Source organism: Paenibacillus thermoaerophilus (assembly GCF_005938195.1).
GTDB classification, from domain to species: domain Bacteria; phylum Bacillota; class Bacilli; order Paenibacillales; family Reconciliibacillaceae; genus Paenibacillus_W; species Paenibacillus_W thermoaerophilus.
On record NZ_VCQZ01000014.1, the window covers coordinates 34,151 to 57,844 of the forward strand.

Here is a 23,694-nt window from a genome sequence, read left to right on the forward strand (position 1 = left end):
GGATGCCGCTCCGTCTCAGATGAGCAGGTTGAACAGCAGCGGGTCCTTGTTGAGCTCCACGTACTGGAAGCCCTTGCGCTCGAACCGCTCGATCAGCGGCTCGTAGTCCTCCCGGCGCTTCAGCTCGATGCCGATGAGGGCCGGGCCGTTCTCTTTGTTATGCCGCTTGGTGTATTCGAAGCGCGTAATGTCGTCCGTCGGGCCGAGCACGTCGTCGAGAAATTCGCGGAGTGCGCCCGCCCGCTGCGGGAAGTTGACCATGAAGTAGTGCTTCAGCCCTTCGTAGATCAGGGAGCGCTCCTTGATCTCCTGCATCCGGTCGACGTCGTTGTTGCCGCCGCTGACGATGCAGACGACGTTTTTGCCGGCGATGCGATCCCGTACCAGGTCGAGGGCGGCGATGGGCAGAGCTCCCGCCGGTTCCGCGACAATCGCGTTTTCATTGTACAGATCGAGCATCGTCGTACACACTTTGCCTTCCGGCACGGTGATCACGTCGTCCAGCAGGCGGCTGCACAGCTCGTAGGTCAAATCCCCGACGCGCTTGACGGCGGCTCCGTCGACGAATTTGTCGATCTGGTCCAGGGCGACGACTTCCCCCGCTTCGACGGACCGCTTCATCGAAGGCGCGCCTTCGGGTTCGACGCCGATGACGCGGACGGACGGAGCAACCTTCTTCAAATAAGCGCTCACGCCGGCCGCCAACCCGCCTCCGCCGATCGTCACGAACACATAATCCGGAGTTTGCTGGGCGTCCTCCATCATTTCCAGGCCGATCGTTCCGTTGCCCGCGATAATCTTCGGATCGTCGAACGGGTGGATGAACGCCATCCGGTCCCGCTCCGCCGCAACAACCGCCTGGGCATAAGCATCGTCGAACGTGTCGCCGGTCAGGACGATCTCGACCCGGTCGCCGCCGAAGAACGCCACCTGCTTCACCTTCTGCCGCGGGGTCGTACTGGGCATATAGATTTTGCCCGGAATGCCGAGCGCCTGGCACGAATACGCCACGCCCTGGGCGTGGTTGCCCGCGCTGGCGCAGACGACGCCGCGCTCCAACTGCTCCGGGGGCAGGGAGCGGATCAGGTGATAGGCGCCCCGTATTTTAAACGACCGCACGACCTGCAAATCCTCGCGCTTGAGCCATACCTCGCAGCCGTAACGCTGCGATAGCACGCGGCTGTGCTGGAGAGGCGTCCGGTTCACCACTTCCTTCAGATGCAACTGCGCCTGAACGATCTCCTCCAGGCCGATCTGTACGTGTTCCTGCTCCGTCATTCCTATCACGTCTCCATCTGTTGGTGATCTGTCGGGGATTGCCGTCCGATCGAAAAAAGCCGCCCGGAACGGACGGTTCGCCGCAGGCTGTTGTCGGAATATTCTTGTTATACTTGGGATGGGGGCGAATGTCAATCGCAGCGGAGAAGCCCGGCGGCAACGCGCCGGTGCGGCGGTCCGGCAATATCGATTGACTCTGTTGTAACCATTGGTTATGATATAACCACAGGTTAGTAACCGATGGTTAGGAGGATGGTGCGGCATGCCGAGTTTAAAGGAGACACGCGCCGAAGAAACGAAAAAGGCCATACTGGACGCGGCCGGACGCCTGTTCGGCGAAAAAGGCTACGAGTCGGTGACGATGCGACAAATCGCCCGGGGGGCGGGGTGCTCGCATACGACGATCTATCTTTATTTCAAGGACAAAGCGGATCTGCTGCATCAGTTGGCGGCGCCGCCGCTCGAGGAGCTGCGAGCAGAGATGGAGGCGGCGATGGCCGCCGGGACGGGGGTTCGGCCGGGGGAGCGGCTGCGGAAGCTGAGCCGGCTTTTTATCGAATTTTGCCTTCGGCACCGCGGCATGTATCCGATCTTTTTCGGCGCGGGAGCCGGCCGCGTGGATATCGCCGAGCCCGAGCTGGAGATCAACCGGCTGCGCAACGGCCTGTTTAACTTGATGAAGCAGGCGCTGGGCGAGGAACTGGGCCTGTCCGACGGCGACAGGCTGCTGGCGTGCAGCCGGATCTTCTTCTACCTCATACACGGGATCGCGGCAACGTACAACCAATCTTCGGAATCGTCCGGCGAGTTGATGGAGCGTCTGTCGTCCACGTTCGACACCGCCGTCGACGCGATGCTCGCGGGCCTTAAAGCCCAACTATCCGAGAAGGAGGCGCAACGCCCATGAAAATCGAAGCGATCTCGCCCCGCGTCTGGAAACTCCGGAGCTGGCTGATTATCCCGATTACCGTCTGGGCCGTGGTCGACGAGGAAGGGTTGACGCTCGTCGACGCGGGGATCGGGCCGATGGCCGGCGGCATTCTGCGGTTCATCGCGGATACGGGGCTTCCGTTGAAGCAGATCGTGCTGACGCACGGGCATTCCGATCATACCGGCGCGTTAAACAAGCTGCTGGACGCGTTTCCCGTGCCGGTCTACGCGCATCGCGATGAGATTCCGTATATGGAGGGGCGGCTCCCTTATCCGCGCCGGAAGAAGGCGGCGGCCGTCGTTGCCGCGGGTGCGGTGCGGTCTCTCGAGACGGATGCGGACGGCCGCTTGCTGCCGATCGGCGGGCTTGTGCCGTATCACACCCCCGGCCATTCCCCGGGGCATGTCGCGTATTTCGAGCCGGAGGCCGCCGTGTTGCTTGCCGGCGATCTGTTCACCTCGAAGCGCGGCGCCGTCCGGCGTCCGATGCCGGCCTTCACCGCCGATATGGCCGAGGCCGTGCGCAGCAGCGAGATCGTCGACCGGCTCCGTCCGGCACGGCTGGAGGTGTGCCACAGCGGACCGGTGTTCGATCCGGCGGGGCAGATGCCCGCGTACCGGGAGGCGGAATTGCGGCGGCTGGGAGTACGGAACGCGAAGGTTGGCATTTTCGATCAAAAATAAGACCCGGCAGCTATGATATCCTGACTCCAGAGCCTGAGGGAAGGAGCAGACGACATGAACGAATCGGACCAGTTCAGAGCCATCCGCCGGTCAATCGCCCACATCGAATCGAATCTGGAACGGGACGTCCCGATCGGAGAATTGTCCAGGCGGACGGCGTTCTCGGTGCGCCAACTGCACCGGCTGTTCAGCCGAACGGTCGGATCGACGCTGGGCGAGTACATCCGCAGCCGCAGGCTGACGCGGGCGGCGGCGGAGCTGGCGCATACCGACAAGCGCATTCTGGATATCGCGCTGGATTGCCGATTCCAGTCCCAAGAGGCGTTCACGCGCGCGTTCAAAAAAATGTACCGTCTGACCCCGGGCCAGTACCGCAAATATGCGAAATCGCTGATTCAAGGAGGAACCCCCGCCATGATGCAAACCGCACCCGCCGGCTGGACGATTACCGGACAGTCTCCGGACGCTTACGAAGTCGGCATCGACCGCAAGGAGGTTCACGAAGGCAGAGCCTCCGCCACGCTAAGGTCCAAGACGAAGGAGGCTACCGGATTCGTCACGCTGATGCAGATGTTCAGCGCAGAGAAATACGCATCCAAACGGCTGCGGCTGTCGGCCTTCGTGAAGAGCGAGAATACGACCGGCTGGGCCGGTCTTTGGATGAGGGTCGACGATCGGAACGGGGAGATGCTCAAGTTCGACAACATGCAGGGACGCCCCATCACCGGCACCGCGGAGTGGAACGCTTATCAGGTCGTCCTGGACATCCCCCCGTCCGCGCATGCGATCGCCTTCGGCATCTTGCTGTCCGGAGGGGGGCAAGTATGGGTCGACCGCTTCCGGTTCGACGAAGTGGATGAACGCACCCCGACGACGGACGATCCCGCCTTCGACGCGCTGCCGCCGGAGCCGGCCAACCTGGATTTTGAGCTGTAGGATTTGCAAGCCGGAGGCGGGGGCGGGGGAAGCCGATGGCCGGCGAACAGCTTCGAGTGCCGCCGGACGGTGCGATTGCCGAATAACGGGAGCCAAGCTCCGCGATTCAAACTCTCCCGCTGTACCGCTAAGCGCAAACGGCTTCGCCTCTTGGGCGGAGCCGTTTTTCTTGTAGACAAACCGAGGATTCGCCTGTTGAGCGGAGCGGCATAACCGCACCGGGGACGGTCGAATACGAAACTTCGTGAATTTGACCAGAAAATGGATTATACTGAATGCCATAGGCAAGTCCGATCCGGCGACAGAAAGGTGTGGAAGCTGTTGAACAAGGACTCTCGCTGGTGGAAGGTTGGCTTGGCCGCTTGGTTGGTGGCCTTGACGGCCGCCGGCTGCGGCGGGCAGGCTGCCGATGAGCCGGTTCCCGCGCCGTCGGCGCTTCCGTCCGCGGCGCCGTCCGCTTCGTTGGCACCGAGCCCGACCCCCGAGCCATTTGCGTTTCCGCTGACGGGGCTGGGCAGCCCGACCGCCGTGCGGGACAGACCCATCATGGTGATGATCGAGAACTCTCCGGCCGCCCGTCCCCAGACGGGGCTGGACGAGGCGGACATCGTCTACGAGATTTTGGCCGAGGGCGAGATCACCCGGTTTGCCGCGTTTTTTCAGAGCAAGTCCCCGGAAGTCATCGGGCCCGTCCGCAGCATCCGTCCGTACTACGTGGAGTTGGGGGAAGGCTGGGACGCGGTGCTCGTGCATGCGGGGTGGAGTCCGGCCGCCATTACGCGGATCAAGCAGCGCGGCTTGAACCATTTCGACCAGGTGTACGGCGACGACCGCTACTACTGGCGAGACAAATCGCGCAAAGCCCCCCATAATCTGTACACGTCGATTGCGAAAATCCGGGAGGGCATCGCCGCCAAAAAGTACAGGCAGGAGTGGAAGACGCCTCCGCTGCCGGCATTCGCGAAGCCGGGCGGGTCGCTAGCCGCCTCCGCCTCTCCCGAAGGGCCATCCACGGTCCGCTCCGCCGCACGGACGGACATCCCGTATATCGGAGGGTACGACGTCGCCTACGAATACGATGCGGCAACGGGCCTGTACGGCCGGCTTATGGAAGGCAAGCCGCACAAGGACGCCCGGTCGGACCGGCAACTGACGGCGGCCAACGTGCTGATTCTGGAGACGAAGCATGTCGTGCTGGACAAGGAAGGACGGCGCGATGTCGATCTGGACGGGCCGGGGAAGGGCATGTGGCTGGCCGAAGGGCAAGCGAGGGAGATCAAATGGGCGCGCAAGGACGGAATTTTGCGGGCGTCGATCGACGGACGCGAAATCGCGCTGAAGCCGGGTACGACCTGGGTGCAGATCGTCCCTGCGGGCACCGCTTATTCCGTGCAATAACAGGCCATCATCCGTATTCATCCGGGCCGCCGAGCGGCCCGGTTTTCGTTTGAGGCAAGGAGGTCGCGCATGGCCTATTCGGTCCATTTTCGTTCGATTTTCTCGCGGTAGAAGGCGAATGCGGTTTGCCGGTCCCACCCCCGCGCTTCCGCCAACTGCTGAAAGCGCAACTGCTTGGCGGAGCGCTCGTTCCGCAAGCGGGCGGCTTCTTCCTCGTCCCGGCAGCAGCGCAACAGATCCTCGATGGAGGCGATCTCCTTCAGAAGCTGCAGCTCCTCCGGAAGCATGCCGGCATTTTTCAGCAGCCTCATGCCCATTCGCAGCTCCTCGGGAACCCCTTCGAGGGTGTCTTTCGGCAGCGGCTTTCCGAGCAAGGGGAGATTGTCGAAGTCTCCGTTGCGTTGGGCTTCCCGGATGCGTTCCTCGGCCAGACTGATTTTCCAATCCATCCGTATGTCCTCCTACCGGATTTCGTATAAGGGTGCGGGCAGCAGGCATCGTCCGGCTGCTCCCGGCCGCCTTCACGGCCGGAGCGAAGCCCGGACATCATCGGGCGCTGCGCCTGCCGGTAATCGCTCTCGTCTCTCGTCCTGATCAGCCCGAGTATTCTTATTGTAACGGATCCGCCGGTGTTGTACACGTTGTTCGGCGGCCGCGAGGCCATATCCGATTGCGCTCGGCTCTGCCCGCCATGCTCCGCTCCCGGGATTCGGTTGGATTCCGTGGTCTCAGCCGGATGCTTGCGGCCGGCGCTTCCCGGATCGCCGGTTTCGAACAGGCCTGCGGCGGATCGTCGCCGATCCGGTAGGAACTAGGGCCTATCGCGTGAAGGAATACAGGAATTCGCGTCGAATCTTTGTAGGCACAAGGGGAGCTCTGTCTTTACTCCACATTTTAAGCAGGTCGGGTGTTTTTATGAGACAAGCGATTCGAAGGGGCACGATTTTGCTTTTGCTGTCCTGCGCGCTGCTGAGCTCCGTCATTTTGCTGTACGCGTTCTATCGGACTCCACCGACGGGGCAAACCATCGACCGATGGCAATACAAATGGGCGGAACCCGGGGAAGAACCGACGGAGGCGGAGCTTGCCGGAGAGACCGGCGGCTGGCTGACGGCCGGCTCCCGTTCGAATGTTGCGGCCGGCGGGAATACCGGCGCCATATGGATTCGAGTCGAATTGCCCGAAGGAGGAGAAGGCGAGAGCGGATTATATATCCGAACCCTGTACGGCCACCGCATTACGGCTTATGACCAGCATCTTGACGTTCTGTACGAATCTTCCCGGAATCACGGCTTTGACGTGAATCGGGTTCTCCTCCCCGTGCGGGACAACACCGCGCTGTTGATCAAGGCGGAGAGCGCGTCCGGCCGGATCGGCATCGAAGGCGACATGACGTTCGGCAACTATTCGCAGTTGCTCCGGGCGTATACGGCCGAGGACATGGACGATCTGATATTCGGCGGGGCTTTCCTGCTGGCCTCGGCCATCATGCTGTTTTGCGCCAGTCTGCTCCCCTCCGGACAACTGCGCCGATGGCTCTCGCTGTCGGTCATTATGCTGGCGCTCGGCCTTATGGCCTTGACGTATTCTCCGATATTGTACACGCTGCACGGACATTGCGGATATTTGTACCGCATGATTTTCGACCTTGCCGTTTACACGCTGTTGCCCGCGTTTACCTACTTTTTCGAGCACGCCTTCGAGACCGGCGGGTCCTCTTTTCTGGAAAAATTCCGGAAGTTCCAAATCGGTTACTCCTTCCTCTGTCTCGTCTTGACGATACTCAATTACTCCCTGGACAACAAGCTGCATCCGATCCAGTATCCGATAACCGTTACGTTCCTGGGCGCCGTGATCGCCTTCCAACTGCTTGTTCTCGTCGGGTTCTGCGTCCGTCACGCCGTTCGGAGGGAGCGCAACGCCATCCTGTTCGCTTGCGGGTTCGCTTGGCTGGCGTCGTTGTCTCTCGGAGAGCTCGTCTGGTATTACGCCACTTCGGCGGACTATCCGCTCGGCTTATGGAAATGGGGGGTGATCGGCTTCGTCCTATCGCTGACCGTCATTTTGGGCCGCCGCCTCGCATGCGACCATCACCGGCTCGTGCAATATTCACGGGAGCTTGAAAAGTTCAACCGCTACCTGCAAAAGCACGAGAAGCTGGAGATCGTCAGCGAGCTTACCGCTTCGGTCGCCCACGAGGTCCGCAACCCGCTGCAGGTGACGAGGGGCTTTTTGCAACTGCTCGGAAAACGGACGGACAGCCGGGAGCGGATGTATGTGGAGATGGCGCTGGCGGAGCTGGACCGGGCCGCGGGCATCGTCAGCGATTTTCTCGCTTTCGCCCGGCCGGAACTGGAGGATTGGCGCATCCTGAAGCTGTCGGACGAGCTCCTGCGGCTTGAAAGCATGCTGGCTCCGATGGCGCAGCTTCAAGGGGCGAAGCTTTGCGTCGACGCGCCGCCGGATTTGTACATCGGCGGCCATTCGGCCAAGCTGAAGCAAGCGTTAATCAATATCGTGAAGAACAGCATCGAGGCGCTGAAGGAGCGGGGAGAAATCCGCATCTGGGCGTACCGCCGGGAAGGCGACGTCTATGTGCACATCAAGGACAACGGGACGGGCATGAGCCCCGAGGAGCTCGCCCGGCTGGGGGAGCCTTATTTCTCCAACAAAACCAAAGGAACCGGACTCGGCCTGATGGTGGCGTTCCGAATCGTCGAAGCGATGCAGGGGCATATCGAATACCGCAGCGAAAAAGGGGTCGGCACGGAAGCCATCCTGCGGTTCCCGGCGGTGGAAGCGGAAGAGGACCGGGAGGCCGAAGCGGCCGGTTGACGCCCGGACGGGACGGGAAGGAGGAAATCCTTGCGGCTCGCGGCGGTTTCCCCCGCCGATCGGACGGGTGTAACCGAATTCATTGGAATCTCCCGGAAAATGCGCGGTTTTCCCGCCATACGCGCCCAGAACGGCCCGGTTGCAGAAATATCCGGTTTGAGCGGGGAAAGGAAAGCTACTATAATGAAAGCGCCACGGTTGCACGGCCCATGACGGCCCGATGCCGGGAATACGGTTAAGCGGCCGGTTAAGGAATGCCGCAGAGCGGGACGGGCCGAGCCGGAGAGGAACCGGATCGCGGCAACGTTCCTCCGGCGGCTCCGTTCACCATTGATCGCAAGGGAGCCCTGCAGGAACGATGCCGAACCTGCCGCGGCTCTTATGCTTTTCAAGCGCCAACGGATATCGCGAGCGCCCGATCGCGGTTCTTGCATAGGATCGGCCGCGCGCCGTCCATTCAGGAGGAGGCGGAGGCATGAACGGAAGTCGGTTGTTATTCGGCCATATCCGTGCGCATTGGTGGCTGTATCTGATCGGCGTCGCGTCGATCGCGGCGGCGAACCTGGTGCATGCCCAATTTCCGCGGATATTGGGGGAATTTACGGACGAGCTGCAGCGGGGCGGGCTTACGGCGGAAGCGATCCGCAGGTACAGCCTGATCCTGCTGGCGATCGGCGTCGGATACGGGGTGCTGTTCGGAGCCGGACAGTATATGAACCATCGCTTGGGCCGGCGCTTCGAATTTCGGGTGAGACAGCGGCTGTTCGCCCACTTCACCAAGCTGAGCGAGCGGTATTTCGGGGGGAACGGCGTCGGCAAGCTGCTGAGCTACTTCATGAACGACGTGACGACGGTCCGGGAGTCGATCGCCAACAGCTTGAACCAAATGACGAACGCCTCGGTGCTTCTCGTCACGTCGGTCGCCATGATGCTGTGGAGCGGCATTCCGGCCGGGCTGCTCGCGGTATGCGTCTTGCCGCTGCTGTCGATTCCGCTGCTCGTCATCTACTTCGGCCCGATCATCCGGACGCGGTCGGGACGGGTCCAGGAGGCTCTGGCCCGGATGACGGAGTCGGCCGAGGAGCAGTTCGGCGGCATCCGCGTGACCAAGACGTTCGGCAACGAGCCGGTCGCCAGGCAGCGGTTCGGGGAGCGCGTCGACGATATTCGCGACAAGCAGCTCCAGCTTGTGAAGGCGACGTCGCTTTTTCAGGCGCTGCTGCCGTTTGCCGGCGCGGTCTCGCTGGTGGCGGCCATCGGCTACGGCGGGTATCTGACGATTCACGGCCATCTGTCGCTGGGCTTGTTCGTCGCGCTGACGCTGTATTTGCGGCTGATCGTCACGCCGCTGCAGCAGATCGGGAACGTCATCAACACGTTTCAACGCGCCCGCGCCTCGCTGGACCGCCTGAACGAGCTGCTGGCCGAAGTGCCGGATATCCGGGAGACCGACTCGCCGAAGGAAGCGCCCGCCAGCGAGGAAGCGGGCATCGAAATCACGGGTTTAACGTTTGCATATCCGGGGACGGAGCGGCCCGTGCTGGTCGATCTGTCCATCTCGGTGCCGCCGGGACGCACCCTCGGCATCGTCGGGCGCACGGGCAGCGGCAAAACGACGCTCGCGAAGCTGCTCTTGCGGCTGTACGACCCTCCGGCGGGCACGATCCGCATCGGCGGGCGGGATATTCGCGAGCTTTCTCTGGAGAGCTTGCGGGGATCGATCGCCTATGTGCCTCAGGACGGATTTTTGTTCAGCACGACGATCCGCGACAACATCGCGTTTTCCGATCGCGGGGCGAGCCGGGAGAAGGTGGAGGCGGCGGCCAAGCTGGCGGAATTCCACGGGAACGTCGCCGGCTTCAAGGACGGCTACGACACGAAGCTGGGCGAACGGGGCGTTACGCTGTCCGGCGGCCAGCGCCAGCGCGCGAGTCTCGCCCGCGGTTTCTTGAAGGAGTCGCCGATCCTGCTGCTGGACGACAGCGTCAGCGCGGTCGATACGGTGACGGAGACGCGCATACTGGGCAATCTGCGGCGGTCGCGCAAAGGCCGGACGACGATTCTGATCGCGCACCGGCTGAGCGCCGTCCGGCACGCGGACGAAATCGTCGTGCTGGAGGAAGGGCGCATCGTCGAGAGGGGCACGCACGAGCAGCTTCTGCGGCTTGGCGGCGTGTATGCGGAGCTCTATGCGATTCAGGAGGAGGGAGCGGCGTATGAGTAACGGTCCATCTGCGGCGCATCCGGAACGGGAACGGGAATCGGACGCAAGTCTGGGGCGGGGACGCGCGTTCCGGCTGCTGTTCGGGTATGCCCGACCCCACCGGAAGACGTTCCTGCTGATTCTGCTGTGCGCCGTCGGGGCGATCTCCGCGGATCTGCTGCAGCCGTATCTCGTCAAGGTGGCGATCGACAACGACATTTTGCTGGGCGACAAAGGAACGGGCTGGCTGATCGGCATCTGCGCCGCTTACCTGGTATCCGCCGTCGCCGCGATGCTGCTCGCGTATGGGATGGCCAATCTGATCCAGAGGGCCGGCCAGGCGATTGTCGCTTCGCTGCGGAAAGATTTGTTCGAGCATATCACCAAGCTGTCGATGTCGTTTTTCGACCGGTATCCCATCGGCAGCCTGGTCACGCACGAATCCAGCGATACGGAGACGATCAACCAATTTTTCACGCAAGTGTTCCTGAGTCTCATCCGCGACGGATTGACGCTGGTGCTGATCCTCGGCTTCATGTTCGCGCTGGACGTGGAGCTGGCGCTGTACAGCCTCGTGCTGCTGCCGGTTATCGCGGCGATCGCCTTCGCCTTCCGGACGCTGCTGCGCAATTCGTATCACCGGACGCGGACGCAGCTTTCCCGGATGATCGCTTATCTGGCCGAGAATTTGTCGGGCATGAGCCTCATCCAGGCGTTCCACCAGGAGAAGGAGCAGAAAAAACGGTTCACCCGGCATAACGAGAAATACTGGATGGAAAGTTTGCGGGAAATCCGCAACTCGGTTACGTTCAACCGGACGTTCGACTTGCTCGGCAACGTCGCCGTGGCGTTTATCGTCTGGATCGGCGGCATGGCGGTATTGAACAAGCAACTGGAATTCGGGGTCTTATACGCCTTTATCAGCTATATCCGGCAGTTCTTCCAGCCGATCAACCAGTTGACCCAGCAGTGGAACACGATGCAGTCGACCCTGGTGTCGCTGGATCGGCTGTGGCGCATCTTCTCCGTCAAGCCGGAGGTGGCCGATCCGTCCGAAGACCGCGCCGTGCGGGTGGACCCCGAGCGGGTCGCCGGCAAGCTTACGTTCGCCGGCGTCCGGTTCGCATATGGAGATGGGCCGGAGGTGCTGCGCGGCATCGATCTCGACATCCGCCCCGGGGAGTTTGTCGGCATCGTCGGCACGACGGGGGCGGGCAAAAGCTCGCTGGTCAACCTGCTGCCGAGATTTTACGACGTGAAGGCGGGCTCGCTGCTGATCGACGATATCGACGTGCGCTCGCTGCCCTTGCGGGATCTGCATGCGATCGTCGGGCTGGTCCAGCAGGAGCCGTATCTGTTCTCCGGCTCCATCATCGACAACGTCCGCTTGTTCCGCCGGGAGATCCCGGAGGAGGCGGTCGTGGAGGCGTGCCGCACGGTCGGCGCGCACCCGATGATCGCCCGGCTTCGCGACGGCTACGACACCGTGCTGTCCGAGCGGGGAAGCGGCCTGTCGGCCGGCGAGCGCCAGTTGATCTCGTTCGCGCGCATTCTGGTGTTCCGCCCGCGCATCCTGATTCTCGACGAAGCGACGGCGCATCTCGACTCCCATACGGAACGCCTGATCCAGCGGGCGCTGGAGACGGTATCCCGCGGCCGGACGACGCTCGTCATCGCGCACCGGCTGTCGACGGTGCGGCATGCCGACCGGATTATCGTCATGCGGGACGGCCAGATCGTCGAGCAGGGCAAGCACGCCGATCTGATCAAGAACGGCGGTTATTACGCGGAGCTGTGCCGGCATTCGGGTACGGGCCATGCGACCGCGCCGGGCGCGGACGGCCGGCTTCGGCCGACCTCGCCGGCTTGATCCCGACGCATCCGCAGAGGGCGGGGAGAGCGGAAACGGCTTCCCAGGGCGGAACGGGGCTGTCCCAACAGGAAATGCGAACGGCATGCAAAATGGCGGCGCACGGGCGAATCCCGTGTGCCGCCATTTTTCGCTTTCCGGTCGATGGCCGCTTTCTTGCGCAAGGAAGTGATCGGCAACCGAGAGCCATCAGTCCTCCGTGTCCGCCTTGGCCGCCATCGCAGCAGGTGCAAACCATCGTCGCAATCGTAAACTGTCGCAGCAGTCTCAAATTATCGCCGCAGTCGCAAACCGTCGCCGCAGTCCCCGTTGGGAACGCCGGAATCGTTGGAACGCCGAAAACGGCGCAACCGCCGGCCCTTCATGGTTCAAAGACACTCCCGGCTCCCGTTTGTGGCGGTTTGCCGCCCGGCTTGGTTTCCGCTCGGCTGCCGAGGCACGGCTTAGCGGTATTTTTTATCGCTATCGCCGAGAATTCGCGCCCCTCCGTCTGGTTTAACGATACAAAATATCGGAAAATCCCCCGTTTTCCGGGTTTTTGAGCCGATTTCTGGGCGATAGCGATATTTTGTATCGCTATTCGCATACGGAAGCCGCGGTATGGCCGCGTTAACGATATTTTGTATCGGATACGGACGGCATCCAAAGGCAAAGAGTCGCCGTGCCGCCGCCAATCGGCGAATCAGCCACCCCGGGGCAGCCCCAGCCGGCGAAGCAGACCCGGGTGCAGCCTCCGCCGGCGAAGCAGATCCGGGTACAGCCTCGCTGGCGAAGTATGCCCGTCGAAATACGCCCGCGCAGCTCGAAGCTTGTTCCCCGCTCAAGCGGACCGCGCCCGCTGTCCTGGACCCTATGCCGCTCTTGCCAACGGACCACCCGGCCCTTCCGAGCCGCAAACGGCTCATGCCCTATTGAGCAAGCCCCGTTCGTTGAAAGCAGCCCTTACGCCCGCCGCTTGCGCACCCTATCCGACAGCTCCGACAATTCGGCCCGCTCATCCGCCGTTAGCCGGACGGACATGGCTCCGGCGTTGTCTCGTGCGTGCTCGGGCCTGGAGGCGCCGGGAATGGCGAACACCGTATCCCCGTGCGCGCCGAGCAGCCACGCCAGGGCGATCTGGGAGACCGAGGCGCCCCGTGCCTCGGCGATCTCCTCCAGCCGCGAGATGAGCGGTTCGACGCGCTTCAGTCCGTCCGGCCGGAAGGAGGGCATCCATTTGCGCGGACCTTGCAGCTCGGCCGCCAGCTCCTTGCGCCGATGGAACTTCCCGGTCAGCAGCCCCTGCTCGAGCGGACTGTAGGCGATGATGGCGACGCCGAGTTCCTTGGCCGTCTCCAGCACGCCGTCGTGCTCGATGCGCCGGTCCAGCAGGCTGAACTTCACCTGATTCGACGTCAGGCGCAGGCCGTACCCGCGCAAGGTTTTGTCCGCCGTACGCATCTGGCGGGCGGAATAGTTGCTGACGCCGATCTGGCCGATGCGGCCGTCTTCCGCGAGTTTGGCCATCTCGCGCATCTCCGCGGCGACGGAAGAGAACGAGTAGGGCTGATGCACCTGATACAGCGAGATCGGGTGCCCGCTGAGTGCCCGGCAGCGAAGCTCGATCGTCTTGGCGATGCTGGCCGACGTCCGGAGCAGGGGCCACCATTTGGTAGCGATATGCGCCTGGCCGGGCTGTATGTCGATCTCGTCCAGCGCGCGGGCGAGGGACTGCTCCGATTGACCGCTGCCGTATATTTCGGCGGTATCGAACCAATTGACGCCGCCGGCCAGACATTCGCGCACGATGTCCGTCATCGCGGTTTCCTCCAGCTTGCCCCAATACTTGCCGACGATGCCCCGCCCCCGGCTGAACTGCCAGCAGCCCAGTCCGATCGGGGAGAACATCAGATCGGACGGCCCCAGCCGTCTGCGCGGATGCGCCGAACCGCTATCGGGCGGGAATTCGGGCGCGCGGGAGCGCTCAGATGGCGTTTGCATCGGCTTGCCGCTCCTTTCCCGTTGCCGTCCGGTCCGCATAAGGGGCCAGCGCGTCGGCCGGATGGCCGGTCGGCCTGAATTCCAGCCCGACGTAACCGCGATAACCGGCGAGCCGAATTGCCTCCAGCACGCCGCCGTAATGGATCTCGCCCGTTCCCGGCTCGTGGCGGCCGGGATGATCCGCGATATGAAGATATCCGATCTTGCCGATATTGTCCGTCAGGTTCGAAATCAGGTTTCCCTCGGTAATGTGCTGGTGGTAGACGTCGAACAACAGCTTGACGGACGGGCTGCCCACCTGCTCGAGGATGTCGCAGGCTTCCCGCGTCGTCGTGAGGAAGTAGCCGGGATGGTCGATCCGCGTATTCAGCGGCTCGACGACCAGTTGCACGCCCGCCGCCTCCAGATGCGGCACGCAGGCGCGAAGCCCGTCGATGACGCTCCGTCTCTGCTCTGCCCGGTCCATGTCCCCGCGTTCGGGACCCGTCTGGGCGATCAGCGTGCGGCATTCCAGCCGGGCCGCCGCCTCCAGCGATTCCCGCAGGCCGTCCACAAACTCGGCGCGCCGGGCGGGGTCCGTGAGCGGAATCATCCGCGTGCAGAACGAAGCGATCTCCAACCCGAGCCGCCTGCGTTCGCGGTCGATCGCCCCGATGTCCTTGTTCCACCAGCCCCAGAACTCGAAGGCGCCGAACCCGAGCCTGCGAATCAGACGCATTCGTTCTTCGAACGCCAGCTCCGTATCCGCGAATACCATCTCCAGCGACGGCGAAAAAATCATGCTGCGTCCCCCTTCAAAAAAGTCCGGCACGACGGCCGGCAGTCGCTAACGTCCGCCCATCATCCATCCGTCATCCATCACAAAGCCCTAAAACCCGGACCCGCGAGACATCATAAGCTTACCGCAGCCTGCGCGAAAATGTTGTCGAATTAACGATCAAGCGGCAAACAAAAGCCTTCCGAATCCGAAAAAGCCCGCGCCCGCGAGCCGGGAGGCGTCCGCTTCCGCACGTCCGGGCATGCTCCGCGCGGCGGCAGCCGATGGCGGTCCCGGTCCGGCCATCGCGGACGCCGGCAGCCGCAAGCGGCCAGCGGGGGCGCAATCCGTCCGGCGGACGGCCGATCACGGTTACAAATATTTGGGTGAAACAGAGGAAGCTTTTTATTCGTATTTCTATTATACTAGGAAGGGAACAAAAACGTTTGGAAAGAGTGATAGCGAACATGTCCGGGCCAACTAAGCCTTTGTATACGGTATCGGGAAAAAGCTTTACGGCTGTTGCCATCAGCACGGCCGCCAAGGCGGGCGAATGGATTCAGACGCGCCTCGGCCAATTTTCCAAGCTCGAAATGAAATCGTCTTCACGCGACCTCGTGACGGAAGTCGACAAAGGCGCGGAAACGATGATCCGGAACCTGATCCGGACGCATTTTCCGCAGCACGCCTTTTTGGGCGAGGAAGGGGTCGGCGGGGACGAAGAGGACTTGCTGACTCCGGAGCGGGCGGAACAGGCCGAATACGTCTGGATTGTCGATCCGGTGGACGGCACGACGAACTTTGTTCACGGCTTGCCGTTTTTCTCGGTATCGATCGCGCTTGCGCATCGCGGCGAGGTGATTGTCGGCGTCGTGTACGATCCGGTGAGGGACGAGTTGTTTGTGGCCGAGAAAGGGAAGGGCGCGTACGTCCGGGGCAAGCGGGCGCGGGTATCGGAAGAAGCAACGCTGGCGGACAGCCTGCTCGCAACCGGTTTTCCGGCGGATACGGACCGCAATCTGCCGATCAACCTGCTCGGCATCCGGCATCTGGCGACGCGCTCGCGCAACATCCGCACGATCGGCTCTGCCGCGCTCCATCTCGCGTACGTCTCGGCCGGCCGGCTCAGCGGCTTCTGGGAGCTGGGCCTGAACGCGTGGGACGTCGCCGCGGGCGCCTTGCTTGTGCAGGAAGCCGGCGGGCGGGTCACGGATACGGCCGGCCGGCCTTACCGGTTGACGACGCGTCATATCGCCGCCTCGAACGGAGCGATCCACGACGAGCTCGTGTCCGAGCTGCGCGCGGCGAACGCGACAGGATACGAGCCGCCATCCGGCGGGCAATAAAAGGATAAAAACGGCGCTCCCGCCGCAACGGGGGCGCCGTTTTATCGTCGCGGGAGCTGCGGACGGCCGCCGTGCCGATTCGGGCGGGGAGGTCGCGGCCCGCCGCCGTGCGGTTCGGGCGAGGAAGCCGCGATCCGCGCTGCGCGGCCTGTTCGGTTATAAGGGCTTTCGGCCGTGTCTTGGTCCGGCCCTCGCTTCGGTCCGGGGAAGACCAAAGCGGGATTGGCCGCCCGGCGGCGTTTCGGACGAGCGGACGTCCCCAAAAGCGTCCTGTTGGCGAGTGCGCGGTATTACGCTATAATGGGAAGCATCAAGGTCTTTTAAACGTTTAAATCACGGAAGGAGATTCATGGGAATGAGCAATCCTGGCAATCCTTTTGACTTGACCGGAAAAGTCGCTCTCGTAACCGGCGCCGGCGTCGGGCTCGGCCAAGGGCTGGCCGTCGGACTGGCGCGCGCGGGCGCGGACATCGTCGGCGTCAGCAGCAGCGGACGCACGGCGGAGACGCAAGCCATCGTGGAAGGGCTTGGCCGCAAGTTCTACGGCATCAAGGCGAACCTGGCCAACGAAGCCGAGCTTCCCGGCGTCATCTCCAGCACGATCGAGTTGGCGGGACGGCTCGACATTCTGGTTAACAACTCCGGCATCATCCGCCGCACGCCGGCCATCGACCACTCGGCTCAGGATTGGCACGACGTGCTTGATCTCAACCTGAACGCCGTCTTTTTCCTGTGCCAGCTTGCCGCTCGCGAGATGGTCAAGCAGGGTTACGGCAAAATCATCAACATCGCCTCGATGCTGAGCTTCCAGGGCGGCATCAACGTGCCGGGATATACGGCCAGCAAGCACGCGGTCGCGGGCCTGACCAAGGCGTTCGCCAACGAATGGGCGTCCAAGGGCATCAACGTCAACGCGATTGCGCCCGGCTATATGGCGACGGACAACACGGAAGCGCTTCGCAAAGATCCGGAGCGCAGCCGTTCGATCTTGGAGCGTATTCCGCAAGGCCGCTGGGGCACGCCGGAAGATTTGGCCGGGCCGGTCGTCTTCCTCGCTTCTTCCGCTTCCGACTATATGAACGGACATATCCTGTGCGTCGACGGCGGTTGGATGGCGCGCTGACGCCGGGCGCCGCACCCGACACGAGGAGGCAATTCTCTTGCACGCATACGGACAAGCTCCCGAGGTGATCACCTTCGGGGAATCGATGGCTTTGCTCATGCCGCCCGGCAACAAAGGGCTGGAATACGCGGCGTCGCTGGACAAATCGTTCGGCGGCGCGGAATCGAACGTGGCGATCGGGCTGGCGCGTCTGGGCGTGCCGGTCGGCTGGTTCGGCCGTCTGGGCGCCGATCCGCTGGGCCGGATGATCGCCAAGCGCATCCGGGGCGAGGGCGTCGACGTGTCCCGCGTCACGTTCGCGGAGGACGCGCCGACCGGGCTGATGCTGCGCGAGACGGTGAACGGCAAATCGTCCGTCTTCTATTACCGCCGCTTCTCCGCGGCCAGCCGCATGACGCCCGCGCATCTGGACGAAGACTACATCGCGTCGGCCAAAGTGCTGCACGTCACCGGCATTACGCCCGCGCTCAGCGCCGATTGCGCGGAGACGGTGCGCGCCGCCGTCCGTCTGGCGCGCAAGCACGGCGTCACCGTCAGCTTCGACCCGAATCTGCGGCTCAAGCTGTGGACGATCGACGAAGCCCGCCCGGTATTACTGGAGCTGGCGGCCGAGGCCGACTATTTCCTGCCGGGGCTCGACGAGCTGAAGCTGCTCTACGAGACGGAATCGTTCGACGAGATCGTCGCCCGCCTGCGCGGGCTCCGCGCCGTATCGATCGTCAAGGGCGGCAACGACGAGACGTATATTGTCGAGCGCGACCGCGTTACGGCCGTGCCGTATTTCAAAGCGGAGCGGGTCGTCGATACGGTCGGGGCGGGCGACGCGTTCTGCGCCGGCTTCCTGAAGGGGCTGCGGATCGGTTACAGCCTCGAAGAGGCGGTTCGGCTGGGCAATCTGCTCGGCTGCATGGTCGTTCAGGTGGAAGGCGACTGGGAAGGCGTCCCGACCTGGGACGAGGTCGAGGCGGTTCTCTCGAACCGCAAGCACGTGGAACGTTAAGGAGGCTAATCGTTCGCCATGAAAAAATTAAAGCTCATTCAGCAAATATGCGAGGACGGCGTCGTTGCGGTATTGCGCGGCCGGTCCGCCGACGAGGTCGTCGAGATGGCGGAGCAGTCCATCGCGGGCGGCATCAAAGTCATCGAAGTGACCATGACGACGCCCGGAGCGCTGGGCGCCATCGAGCGGCTGGCCGCCAAATACAGCAGCGACGCGAAAGGCAAGGACGATTCCCGGTACGCGGTTATCGGCGCCGGCACGGTGCTCGATCCGGAGACGGCCCGCGCGGCGATCCTGAGCGGCTCCGAGTTCGTGGTCGGCCCTTCGTTCAATCCGGATACGGTGAAGCTGTGCAACCGGTACCGGATTCCGGTCATGCCGGGCGTGATGACCGTTCAGGAGATCCAATCGGCGCTTGATCTCGGCGTGGATATCTGCAAGCTGTTCCCGGGCAACCTGTTCTCGCCGGGGATGATCAAAGCGATTAAAGGGCCGCTGCCGCAGGCGAACCTGATGCCGACGGGAGGCGTGTCGCTCGACAATCTGGCGCAGTGGATCAAGGCGGGCGCGGTGGCCGTCGGCATCGGCTCCGATCTGACGAACGACGCGGTGAAAACGGGCGACTTCAGCCTGATCGCCAAGCGAGCGGCGCAATACATGGAAGTGTACCGGTCGGCCCGTTCGGGCTCCTGATCAGGCCCGGCACGGCCGCGGAATCCGCATGCGCGCGCGAAAAAGCTGTCCCGAAGCTTGTGCGTTCGGGGCAGCTTTTTATATGGGCGGAAGCGCCCTGCGATTTTCCGGATGGAAAATATCGCAAACGGTCCGTGCCGCGGCTTCCGCATTTGTATAGCGATACAAACTATCGCTACCGTTGCGAAATAAGCGAAAAGAGCCGGGAAACCGGCCCTTCACCGATATTTTATATCGCCAAGCCCGTCACGGACCGCGATTTTTGGGGCATTAGCGATAAAAAGTACCGCTTCCCTCGCCAGGGCAAGCCGAGTTCCGCCCCGCGCAGGCGGACCAAAACCCGCCCGGACCGCACCGTGCCGGTGACGGAAGACGGCGTTTCATCCCGGTTCGAAGGACGGGAGCGGCCGGGTCCTGCTCAGCTTTTCGCCTTTTTGGGCCAGATGAGATAGCTGAAGCTCCACAGAAAATCGACGGCGAGCACAATCGTCCACAGCCGAAGCCAGCCGGACAGAGCGGCCGTGCGGCCGGCGTCTCCGACCAGCCAGATCATCCCGAGCAAGATGGCGCATCCGATGGCCCACGCGGCGAGATGAAGGAACCAGAGCTTCACCTCGCGTTTGGCGTGCTCCCGGCCGTGCTTGGGAGGGGGTTCCGGGGCGGGGCCGCCCGCGAAGCGGTGACGGAACCGCTCGTCGGCCCAGCGGATCATCCGGTGTCCGTAGGCGACCGAGAGGCCGATATAGAGGGCCGCCGCTCCGTGCATGGCGGTCGATTCGGCTCCGCCGCGCAGGTCGAGGACCGTCGCGACAATTAAAGCCAGATCGACCAGGGGCGTACAGGCGAGCAGCACGGCTCCGGTTTTCCGGTAGCCAAGCCGATACCGAAAAAACAGGCCGGCCAGCACGAATAACCAAAAACCGATTTCGCATCCGATAATAAATGCAGCGATCATGGGCTCTCCTTGTTGTGTTTTTTAGTACAGTGTATGATTACGAAGTTATTTTAGCACGTACGTATCAAAAAAACAATAACGAGTGCGGCGCCGTCTCGCCGCCGGAACGGCCGATTTGTCAAAAAAACAACCAAATAGTATATAAAAAGGTCAAATAGTTGTTTTTCAATCGGCTCGAGGTTGAGGTACAATGAGACAAGAAGCAGCAAGGAAGAATAAGATGGAGATGATACGGGTGGGAGAAAAGATTCGCGTCGGCGTCATCGGAGCCGGCAATATCGGGAACGTCCACATTATCGGATTTAAATCGAGTCCGGACTTCGTCGTAACGGCTGTGACGGACGCTTATTTGCCGCTGGCGAAGAAACGGGCGGAGGAGCACGGCATCCCGCACGTCTACGAAAATGCGGACGCGCTGATCGAGGCGGACACGACCGATGCCGTCGTCATCGCCGTCTCGAACGAATGGCATGCGCCGATCGCCATCAAAGCTCTGCGCGCCGGCAAACACGTGATGCTGGAGAAGCCGATGGCCATCAACCTGCAGGCGGCCAAGGATATCGTCCGGGCTCAACGCGAGACGGGCCTGACGCTGATGATCCCGCACCAGATGCGCTGGGAATGGGCGGCCCAGGAGATCAAGAAGCAATCCGAGAAAGGCGCATTCGGGCGGATTTACAATATCAAGTGCGGCTGGATGCGCCGGAAGGGGATTCCGGGATGGGGCACCTGGTTTACGCAAATGGCCAAAAGCGGCGGCGGCCCGCTGATCGATATCGGCGTGCATCTGCTGGATCTGTCGTTGTACCTCGCCGGCAACCCGAAGCCGGTATCCGTGACGGGCGCCGTCTACAGCGAGATCGGTCCCAAGAAGAAAGGAATCGGCAACTGGGGAACGCCGGATTGGAACGGCCGTTATGACGTCGAGGATTCGGCGACGGCGATCGTGCGCATGGAAGACGGCAGCGTGCTGAATCTGGACGTAAGCTGGGCGGTGCACATGGACACCGACTCGAAGCCGTATGTGCATCTGCTCGGCTCCGAAGGCGGCGCATCGCTCCGGGGCGGCGAAGGCACGCTGCTGGCGGAACTGTACGATCGCGCCGTTGATATTCCGCTGGAGCGGCCGGAGGTCGTCGAGGACTCCCGCCAACAGTTGAACCGGCATTTCGCGGAGTGCATCCGCGAAGGCAAGGAGCCGATCACGAACGCGATGACGGGCCTCGCCAACAACCTCATTCTCGACGCGATCTACGAATCGTCGAGAACGGGGCGGGAAGTGCAGCTCGACTGGTCGCTGTAAGCCACCTTTTCATACAAACTTCGTCCGGACGGCCTCGGAGGCTGCCGGGCGAAGTTTTTTTTCGGGCCGAATGCGGCAGGCGGGGCGCGGCAGTGCTGCCGTAACGGCGAAGAGCGCATCCCGGCTTTAGGCCGAAGCCTCCGGGAGAGCCCAACCGAAATCCGTCTGGACCTAGGGCGGCTTCTTCCGGATGCCGCGGCCGTTTATTCCCGGAGAAGGGCGACAAATTTTGTCGAAAAAGCAGGAATTGCAAGGAGAGGCGGAGAAAAGAATATGGCAGATCTAGGGAATGACGGGATAAACTTTGAAGCGGCTGCCCCATCATGCGAATCCTTGCAACGTTTGAATACATAGCCGAGAAGCTCGTGCCGGAGCGGAGCCCAAGTCCGTCTCGGGGCCTCTCGGACCATAAACGGCAACGAATGCGATCGGGCAGGAGTCAGGCACACCGTCGGGAGGTCGAACACGTTGGCATTCAACTATGAGGTCATCATTACGCTTGGGCAATATGCTGCGTTTTTGTTCGTCGCGGCAGCGATTGCCGGCAAGCTGACGGATTGGCTGGCTCCCGATCGGGGCTGGGTTGGAAGCCTGATTCACGGCGCCGGATTCGTGGCCGTGGCGGTATTCTCGATCTGGACCTCGGCGGAGATCGCTCCCGGCATCCCGTTTGATGCCGGCGCCATTATGGTTGCCTTGGCCGTCCGACACGCGGGGTACGCCGCAGGGTTCGTCGTCGGCCTGGCGGCGATGCTGTATCGGATATGGCTGGGAGGAGCGGGATTGACGGGGAGTCTCGTATTAATCGGATCGGCCGTCCTGATCGGCATCTTGTTCGAATGGACCCGGCGCCGCGAGCTGCTGCCGTATCCGTTCCGTTCGGTCTGGACGCTGGGCCTTCTGCTGACGATCAGCCTGCTGTCCGTCTTGTCCATCGTTCCGGGTGAGAATCCGTCCTCCGAACCGTTCAAAGGGGCAGGGCTGCTCGTATGCCTCCTGTACCCGGCGACTGCGGCGTTGTACGACTACATGATAACCGGCGAAAAAAAGCGGCAGGAGATGGAGAGGGAACTGAAGCGCCGGGCTTACTACGATGCGTTGACCGGACTCCCGAACCGGATGTTCCTGTCGGACAAGCTCGGACGGATCATGGAACGCGCCGCCTTGCGCCGCAAATCGGTCGGGCTCATCATCCTGGATCTCGACCATTTCCAGACGATGAACGATACGGCAGGGCATACGTTCGGCAACGGTTTGCTGGTTCAGACCGCGAGCCGGCTGAGCCGGATGCTGGGCAAAAACGACCGGTTGGTGCGCCTCGGCGGAGACGAGTTCGCGATTGTCCGGGAATGCATGGACCGCGGCGAGGATATCGGGGAAATGGCCAACCGGCTGAAGGCGGCGTTCCAGGAGCCGTTGAGGTTCGGCGGCCGCCAGGCGGTGCTGACGGTCAGCATGGGCCTCGCGATCTATCCCGACCACGCCCGGACGCCCGAAGAGCTGATGCAGTTCTGCGATATGGCCGTGTACAAAGCCAAGGAAGCGGGCCGCAACACCTGGCGGATGTACGACAAGTCGATGTCCGACTCGCTGTACAGGCGCGCCGCCTTGGAAGAAAAGCTGAAACAGGCGATGGCGTGGCGGGAATTCGAGCTGCATTACATGCCGCAAATCGAAAGCGGAACCGGCGTGATCCGGGGCGTCGAGGCGCTCGTCCGCTGGCGCGACAGCGACGGCCAGTTGATTCAGCCGGGCGATTTTATCCCGCTGGCGGAAGAGACGGGCATGATCGTCACGCTTGGGGAGTGGATCTTGCGCACCGCCTGTCAGGCCCAGGTGAATTGGAAGCAGCAGCTTGGCCGGGATGTGCTCATGTCGGTGAACATCTCCGCCGTCCAACTGAAGGCTCGTGATTTCGCCAATACGGTGCGCCGCATCGTCTGGGAAACCGGCATCGACCCGGCTTATCTGGAGCTCGAAATAACCGAAAGCATGCTGATCGAATCGATGGACAGCGTCAAGCCGGTGCTCGACCGGTTGAGGGAGATCGGGGTCCAGATCGCGCTGGACGACTTCGGGACGGGGTATTCCTCTCTGAATTATTTGCGGCTGCTGCCGATTACCCAACTGAAGATCGACAAATCGTTCACCAATCGGCTGGAGGAGGTCGAAGCCGACCGCACGATTGTCGAATCCATCATCGACCTGGTGCACAAGCTGAACCTTCGGGTGGTGGCCGAAGGGATCGAGACCGAAGCGCAGTACCGCATTTTGCACGAGCTCCAGTGCGACTTTCTGCAAGGGTATCTGTTCAGCCGCCCCGTCGACGAGGAAGGCATCCAAAATTTGCTGCGCGTCGGCCGCCTGGAGGTGCCGGGATCGCAGGCCAGCGCCTAGCGGACC

At 62.5% G+C, this 23,694-nt stretch carries 18 protein-coding genes; 13 read left to right on the top strand and 5 right to left on the bottom strand.

Annotated features, from left to right (window positions below; all coding sequences use genetic code 11):
- Positions 1–15 precede the first annotated feature (15 nt).
- Positions 16–1,278, bottom strand: coding sequence for a threonine ammonia-lyase IlvA (gene ilvA, locus FE781_RS11000; RefSeq protein ID WP_138789678.1), 1,263 nt, complete (start codon positions 1,276–1,278; stop codon positions 16–18).
- A gap of 262 nt (positions 1,279–1,540) precedes the next feature.
- On the opposite strand from ilvA, the gene FE781_RS11005 reads away from it, so the two are divergent.
- From FE781_RS11005 to FE781_RS11020, 4 genes are all read left to right on the top strand, one after another.
- A complete protein-coding gene (locus FE781_RS11005) occupies positions 1,541–2,185 on the top strand; it encodes a TetR/AcrR family transcriptional regulator (RefSeq protein WP_138789679.1) in 645 nt (214 codons plus the stop codon).
- Positions 2,182–2,892 carry an MBL fold metallo-hydrolase gene (locus tag FE781_RS11010; RefSeq protein ID WP_138789680.1) on the top strand — a complete coding sequence of 237 codons (711 nt, stop codon included), beginning with the start codon at positions 2,182–2,184 and terminating at the stop codon, positions 2,890–2,892. The genes FE781_RS11005 and FE781_RS11010 overlap by 4 nt, the downstream gene beginning before the upstream one ends.
- A gap of 54 nt (positions 2,893–2,946) precedes the next feature.
- Positions 2,947–3,828, top strand: coding sequence for a helix-turn-helix transcriptional regulator (locus FE781_RS11015; RefSeq protein ID WP_138789681.1), 882 nt, complete (start codon positions 2,947–2,949; stop codon positions 3,826–3,828).
- 321 nt (positions 3,829–4,149) lie between these two features.
- Positions 4,150–5,226: a DUF3048 domain-containing protein gene (locus tag FE781_RS11020; protein ID WP_170209516.1), complete on the top strand. Its 1,077-nt coding sequence runs from the start codon at positions 4,150–4,152 to the stop codon at positions 5,224–5,226.
- A 74-nt stretch (positions 5,227–5,300) separates the two neighbouring features.
- Here the strand turns inward: FE781_RS11020 and FE781_RS11025 are convergent, their stop codons facing one another.
- Positions 5,301–5,675, bottom strand: a complete 375-nt coding sequence (locus FE781_RS11025; RefSeq protein WP_138789683.1) for a DnaJ family domain-containing protein — start codon at positions 5,673–5,675, stop codon at positions 5,301–5,303.
- 466 nt (positions 5,676–6,141) lie between these two features.
- On the opposite strand from FE781_RS11025, the gene FE781_RS11030 reads away from it, so the two are divergent.
- From FE781_RS11030 to FE781_RS11040, 3 genes are all read left to right on the top strand, one after another.
- Positions 6,142–8,061, top strand: coding sequence for a sensor histidine kinase (locus tag FE781_RS11030; protein WP_138789684.1), 1,920 nt, complete (start codon positions 6,142–6,144; stop codon positions 8,059–8,061).
- A 475-nt stretch (positions 8,062–8,536) separates the two neighbouring features.
- Positions 8,537–10,285 (top strand): ABC transporter ATP-binding protein, encoded by a 1,749-nt coding sequence (locus FE781_RS11035; protein ID WP_138789685.1) that lies wholly within the window; start codon positions 8,537–8,539, stop codon positions 10,283–10,285.
- Complete coding sequence (locus FE781_RS11040; RefSeq protein ID WP_138789686.1) at positions 10,278–12,134, top strand: ABC transporter ATP-binding protein; 1,857 nt, start codon at positions 10,278–10,280, stop codon at positions 12,132–12,134. The genes FE781_RS11035 and FE781_RS11040 overlap by 8 nt, the downstream gene beginning before the upstream one ends.
- A gap of 942 nt (positions 12,135–13,076) precedes the next feature.
- On the opposite strand, the gene FE781_RS11050 is transcribed toward FE781_RS11040, so the two are convergent.
- A complete protein-coding gene (locus FE781_RS11050) occupies positions 13,077–14,114 on the bottom strand; it encodes an aldo/keto reductase (protein WP_246068143.1) in 1,038 nt (345 codons plus the stop codon).
- A complete protein-coding gene (locus FE781_RS11055) occupies positions 14,098–14,895 on the bottom strand; it encodes a hydroxypyruvate isomerase family protein (protein ID WP_211346347.1) in 798 nt (265 codons plus the stop codon). The genes FE781_RS11050 and FE781_RS11055 overlap by 17 nt, the downstream gene beginning before the upstream one ends.
- A gap of 443 nt (positions 14,896–15,338) precedes the next feature.
- Here FE781_RS11055 and FE781_RS11060 point away from each other — a divergent pair, with 443 nt between their 5' ends.
- From FE781_RS11060 to FE781_RS11075, 4 genes are all read left to right on the top strand, one after another.
- A complete protein-coding gene (locus FE781_RS11060) occupies positions 15,339–16,217 on the top strand; it encodes an inositol monophosphatase family protein (RefSeq protein WP_138789688.1) in 879 nt (292 codons plus the stop codon).
- A 355-nt stretch (positions 16,218–16,572) separates the two neighbouring features.
- Positions 16,573–17,340, top strand: a complete 768-nt coding sequence (gene kduD / locus FE781_RS11065) for a 2-dehydro-3-deoxy-D-gluconate 5-dehydrogenase KduD (protein WP_138789689.1) — start codon at positions 16,573–16,575, stop codon at positions 17,338–17,340.
- Between the two features lie 37 nt (positions 17,341–17,377).
- Entirely contained in the window at positions 17,378–18,340 is a 963-nt protein-coding gene (locus FE781_RS11070; RefSeq protein WP_281281891.1) for a sugar kinase, read from the top strand.
- An 18-nt stretch (positions 18,341–18,358) separates the two neighbouring features.
- Positions 18,359–19,033: a bifunctional 2-keto-4-hydroxyglutarate aldolase/2-keto-3-deoxy-6-phosphogluconate aldolase gene (locus tag FE781_RS11075; RefSeq protein ID WP_138789690.1), complete on the top strand. Its 675-nt coding sequence runs from the start codon at positions 18,359–18,361 to the stop codon at positions 19,031–19,033.
- 418 nt (positions 19,034–19,451) lie between these two features.
- Here the strand turns inward: FE781_RS11075 and FE781_RS11080 are convergent, their stop codons facing one another.
- Positions 19,452–19,988 carry a hypothetical protein gene (locus tag FE781_RS11080; protein WP_138789691.1) on the bottom strand — a complete coding sequence of 179 codons (537 nt, stop codon included), beginning with the start codon at positions 19,986–19,988 and terminating at the stop codon, positions 19,452–19,454.
- A 229-nt stretch (positions 19,989–20,217) separates the two neighbouring features.
- Here FE781_RS11080 and FE781_RS11085 point away from each other — a divergent pair, with 229 nt between their 5' ends.
- Both FE781_RS11085 and FE781_RS11090 read left to right on the top strand, forming a co-directional pair.
- Positions 20,218–21,291, top strand: coding sequence for a Gfo/Idh/MocA family protein (locus FE781_RS11085; protein ID WP_138789739.1), 1,074 nt, complete (start codon positions 20,218–20,220; stop codon positions 21,289–21,291).
- A gap of 468 nt (positions 21,292–21,759) precedes the next feature.
- A complete protein-coding gene (locus FE781_RS11090) occupies positions 21,760–23,688 on the top strand; it encodes a putative bifunctional diguanylate cyclase/phosphodiesterase (protein ID WP_138789692.1) in 1,929 nt (642 codons plus the stop codon).
- Positions 23,689–23,694: the final 6 nt, after the last annotated feature.

Bases quoted from the DNA above. Each gene is read 5' to 3' on its own strand.
- FE781_RS11025 (WP_138789683.1), bottom strand. From the start codon at position 5,675: ATGGATTGGAAAATCAGTCTGGCCGAGGAACGCATCCGGGAAGCCCAA.
- FE781_RS11015 (WP_138789681.1), top strand. From the start codon at position 2,947: ATGAACGAATCGGACCAGTTCAGAGCCATCCGCCGGTCAATCGCCCAC.
- FE781_RS11075 (WP_138789690.1), top strand. From the start codon at position 18,359: ATGAAAAAATTAAAGCTCATTCAGCAAATATGCGAGGACGGCGTCGTT.
- FE781_RS11005 (WP_138789679.1), top strand. From the start codon at position 1,541: ATGCCGAGTTTAAAGGAGACACGCGCCGAAGAAACGAAAAAGGCCATA.
- FE781_RS11035 (WP_138789685.1), top strand. From the start codon at position 8,537: ATGAACGGAAGTCGGTTGTTATTCGGCCATATCCGTGCGCATTGGTGG.
- ilvA (WP_138789678.1), bottom strand. From the start codon at position 1,278: ATGACGGAGCAGGAACACGTACAGATCGGCCTGGAGGAGATCGTTCAG.
- kduD (WP_138789689.1), top strand. From the start codon at position 16,573: ATGAGCAATCCTGGCAATCCTTTTGACTTGACCGGAAAAGTCGCTCTC.
- FE781_RS11080 (WP_138789691.1), bottom strand. From the start codon at position 19,988: ATGATCGCTGCATTTATTATCGGATGCGAAATCGGTTTTTGGTTATTC.
- FE781_RS11055 (WP_211346347.1), bottom strand. From the start codon at position 14,895: ATGATTTTTTCGCCGTCGCTGGAGATGGTATTCGCGGATACGGAGCTG.
- FE781_RS11010 (WP_138789680.1), top strand. From the start codon at position 2,182: ATGAAAATCGAAGCGATCTCGCCCCGCGTCTGGAAACTCCGGAGCTGG.
- FE781_RS11030 (WP_138789684.1), top strand. From the start codon at position 6,142: ATGAGACAAGCGATTCGAAGGGGCACGATTTTGCTTTTGCTGTCCTGC.
- FE781_RS11040 (WP_138789686.1), top strand. From the start codon at position 10,278: ATGAGTAACGGTCCATCTGCGGCGCATCCGGAACGGGAACGGGAATCG.
- FE781_RS11060 (WP_138789688.1), top strand. From the start codon at position 15,339: ATGTCCGGGCCAACTAAGCCTTTGTATACGGTATCGGGAAAAAGCTTT.
- FE781_RS11050 (WP_246068143.1), bottom strand. From the start codon at position 14,114: ATGCAAACGCCATCTGAGCGCTCCCGCGCGCCCGAATTCCCGCCCGAT.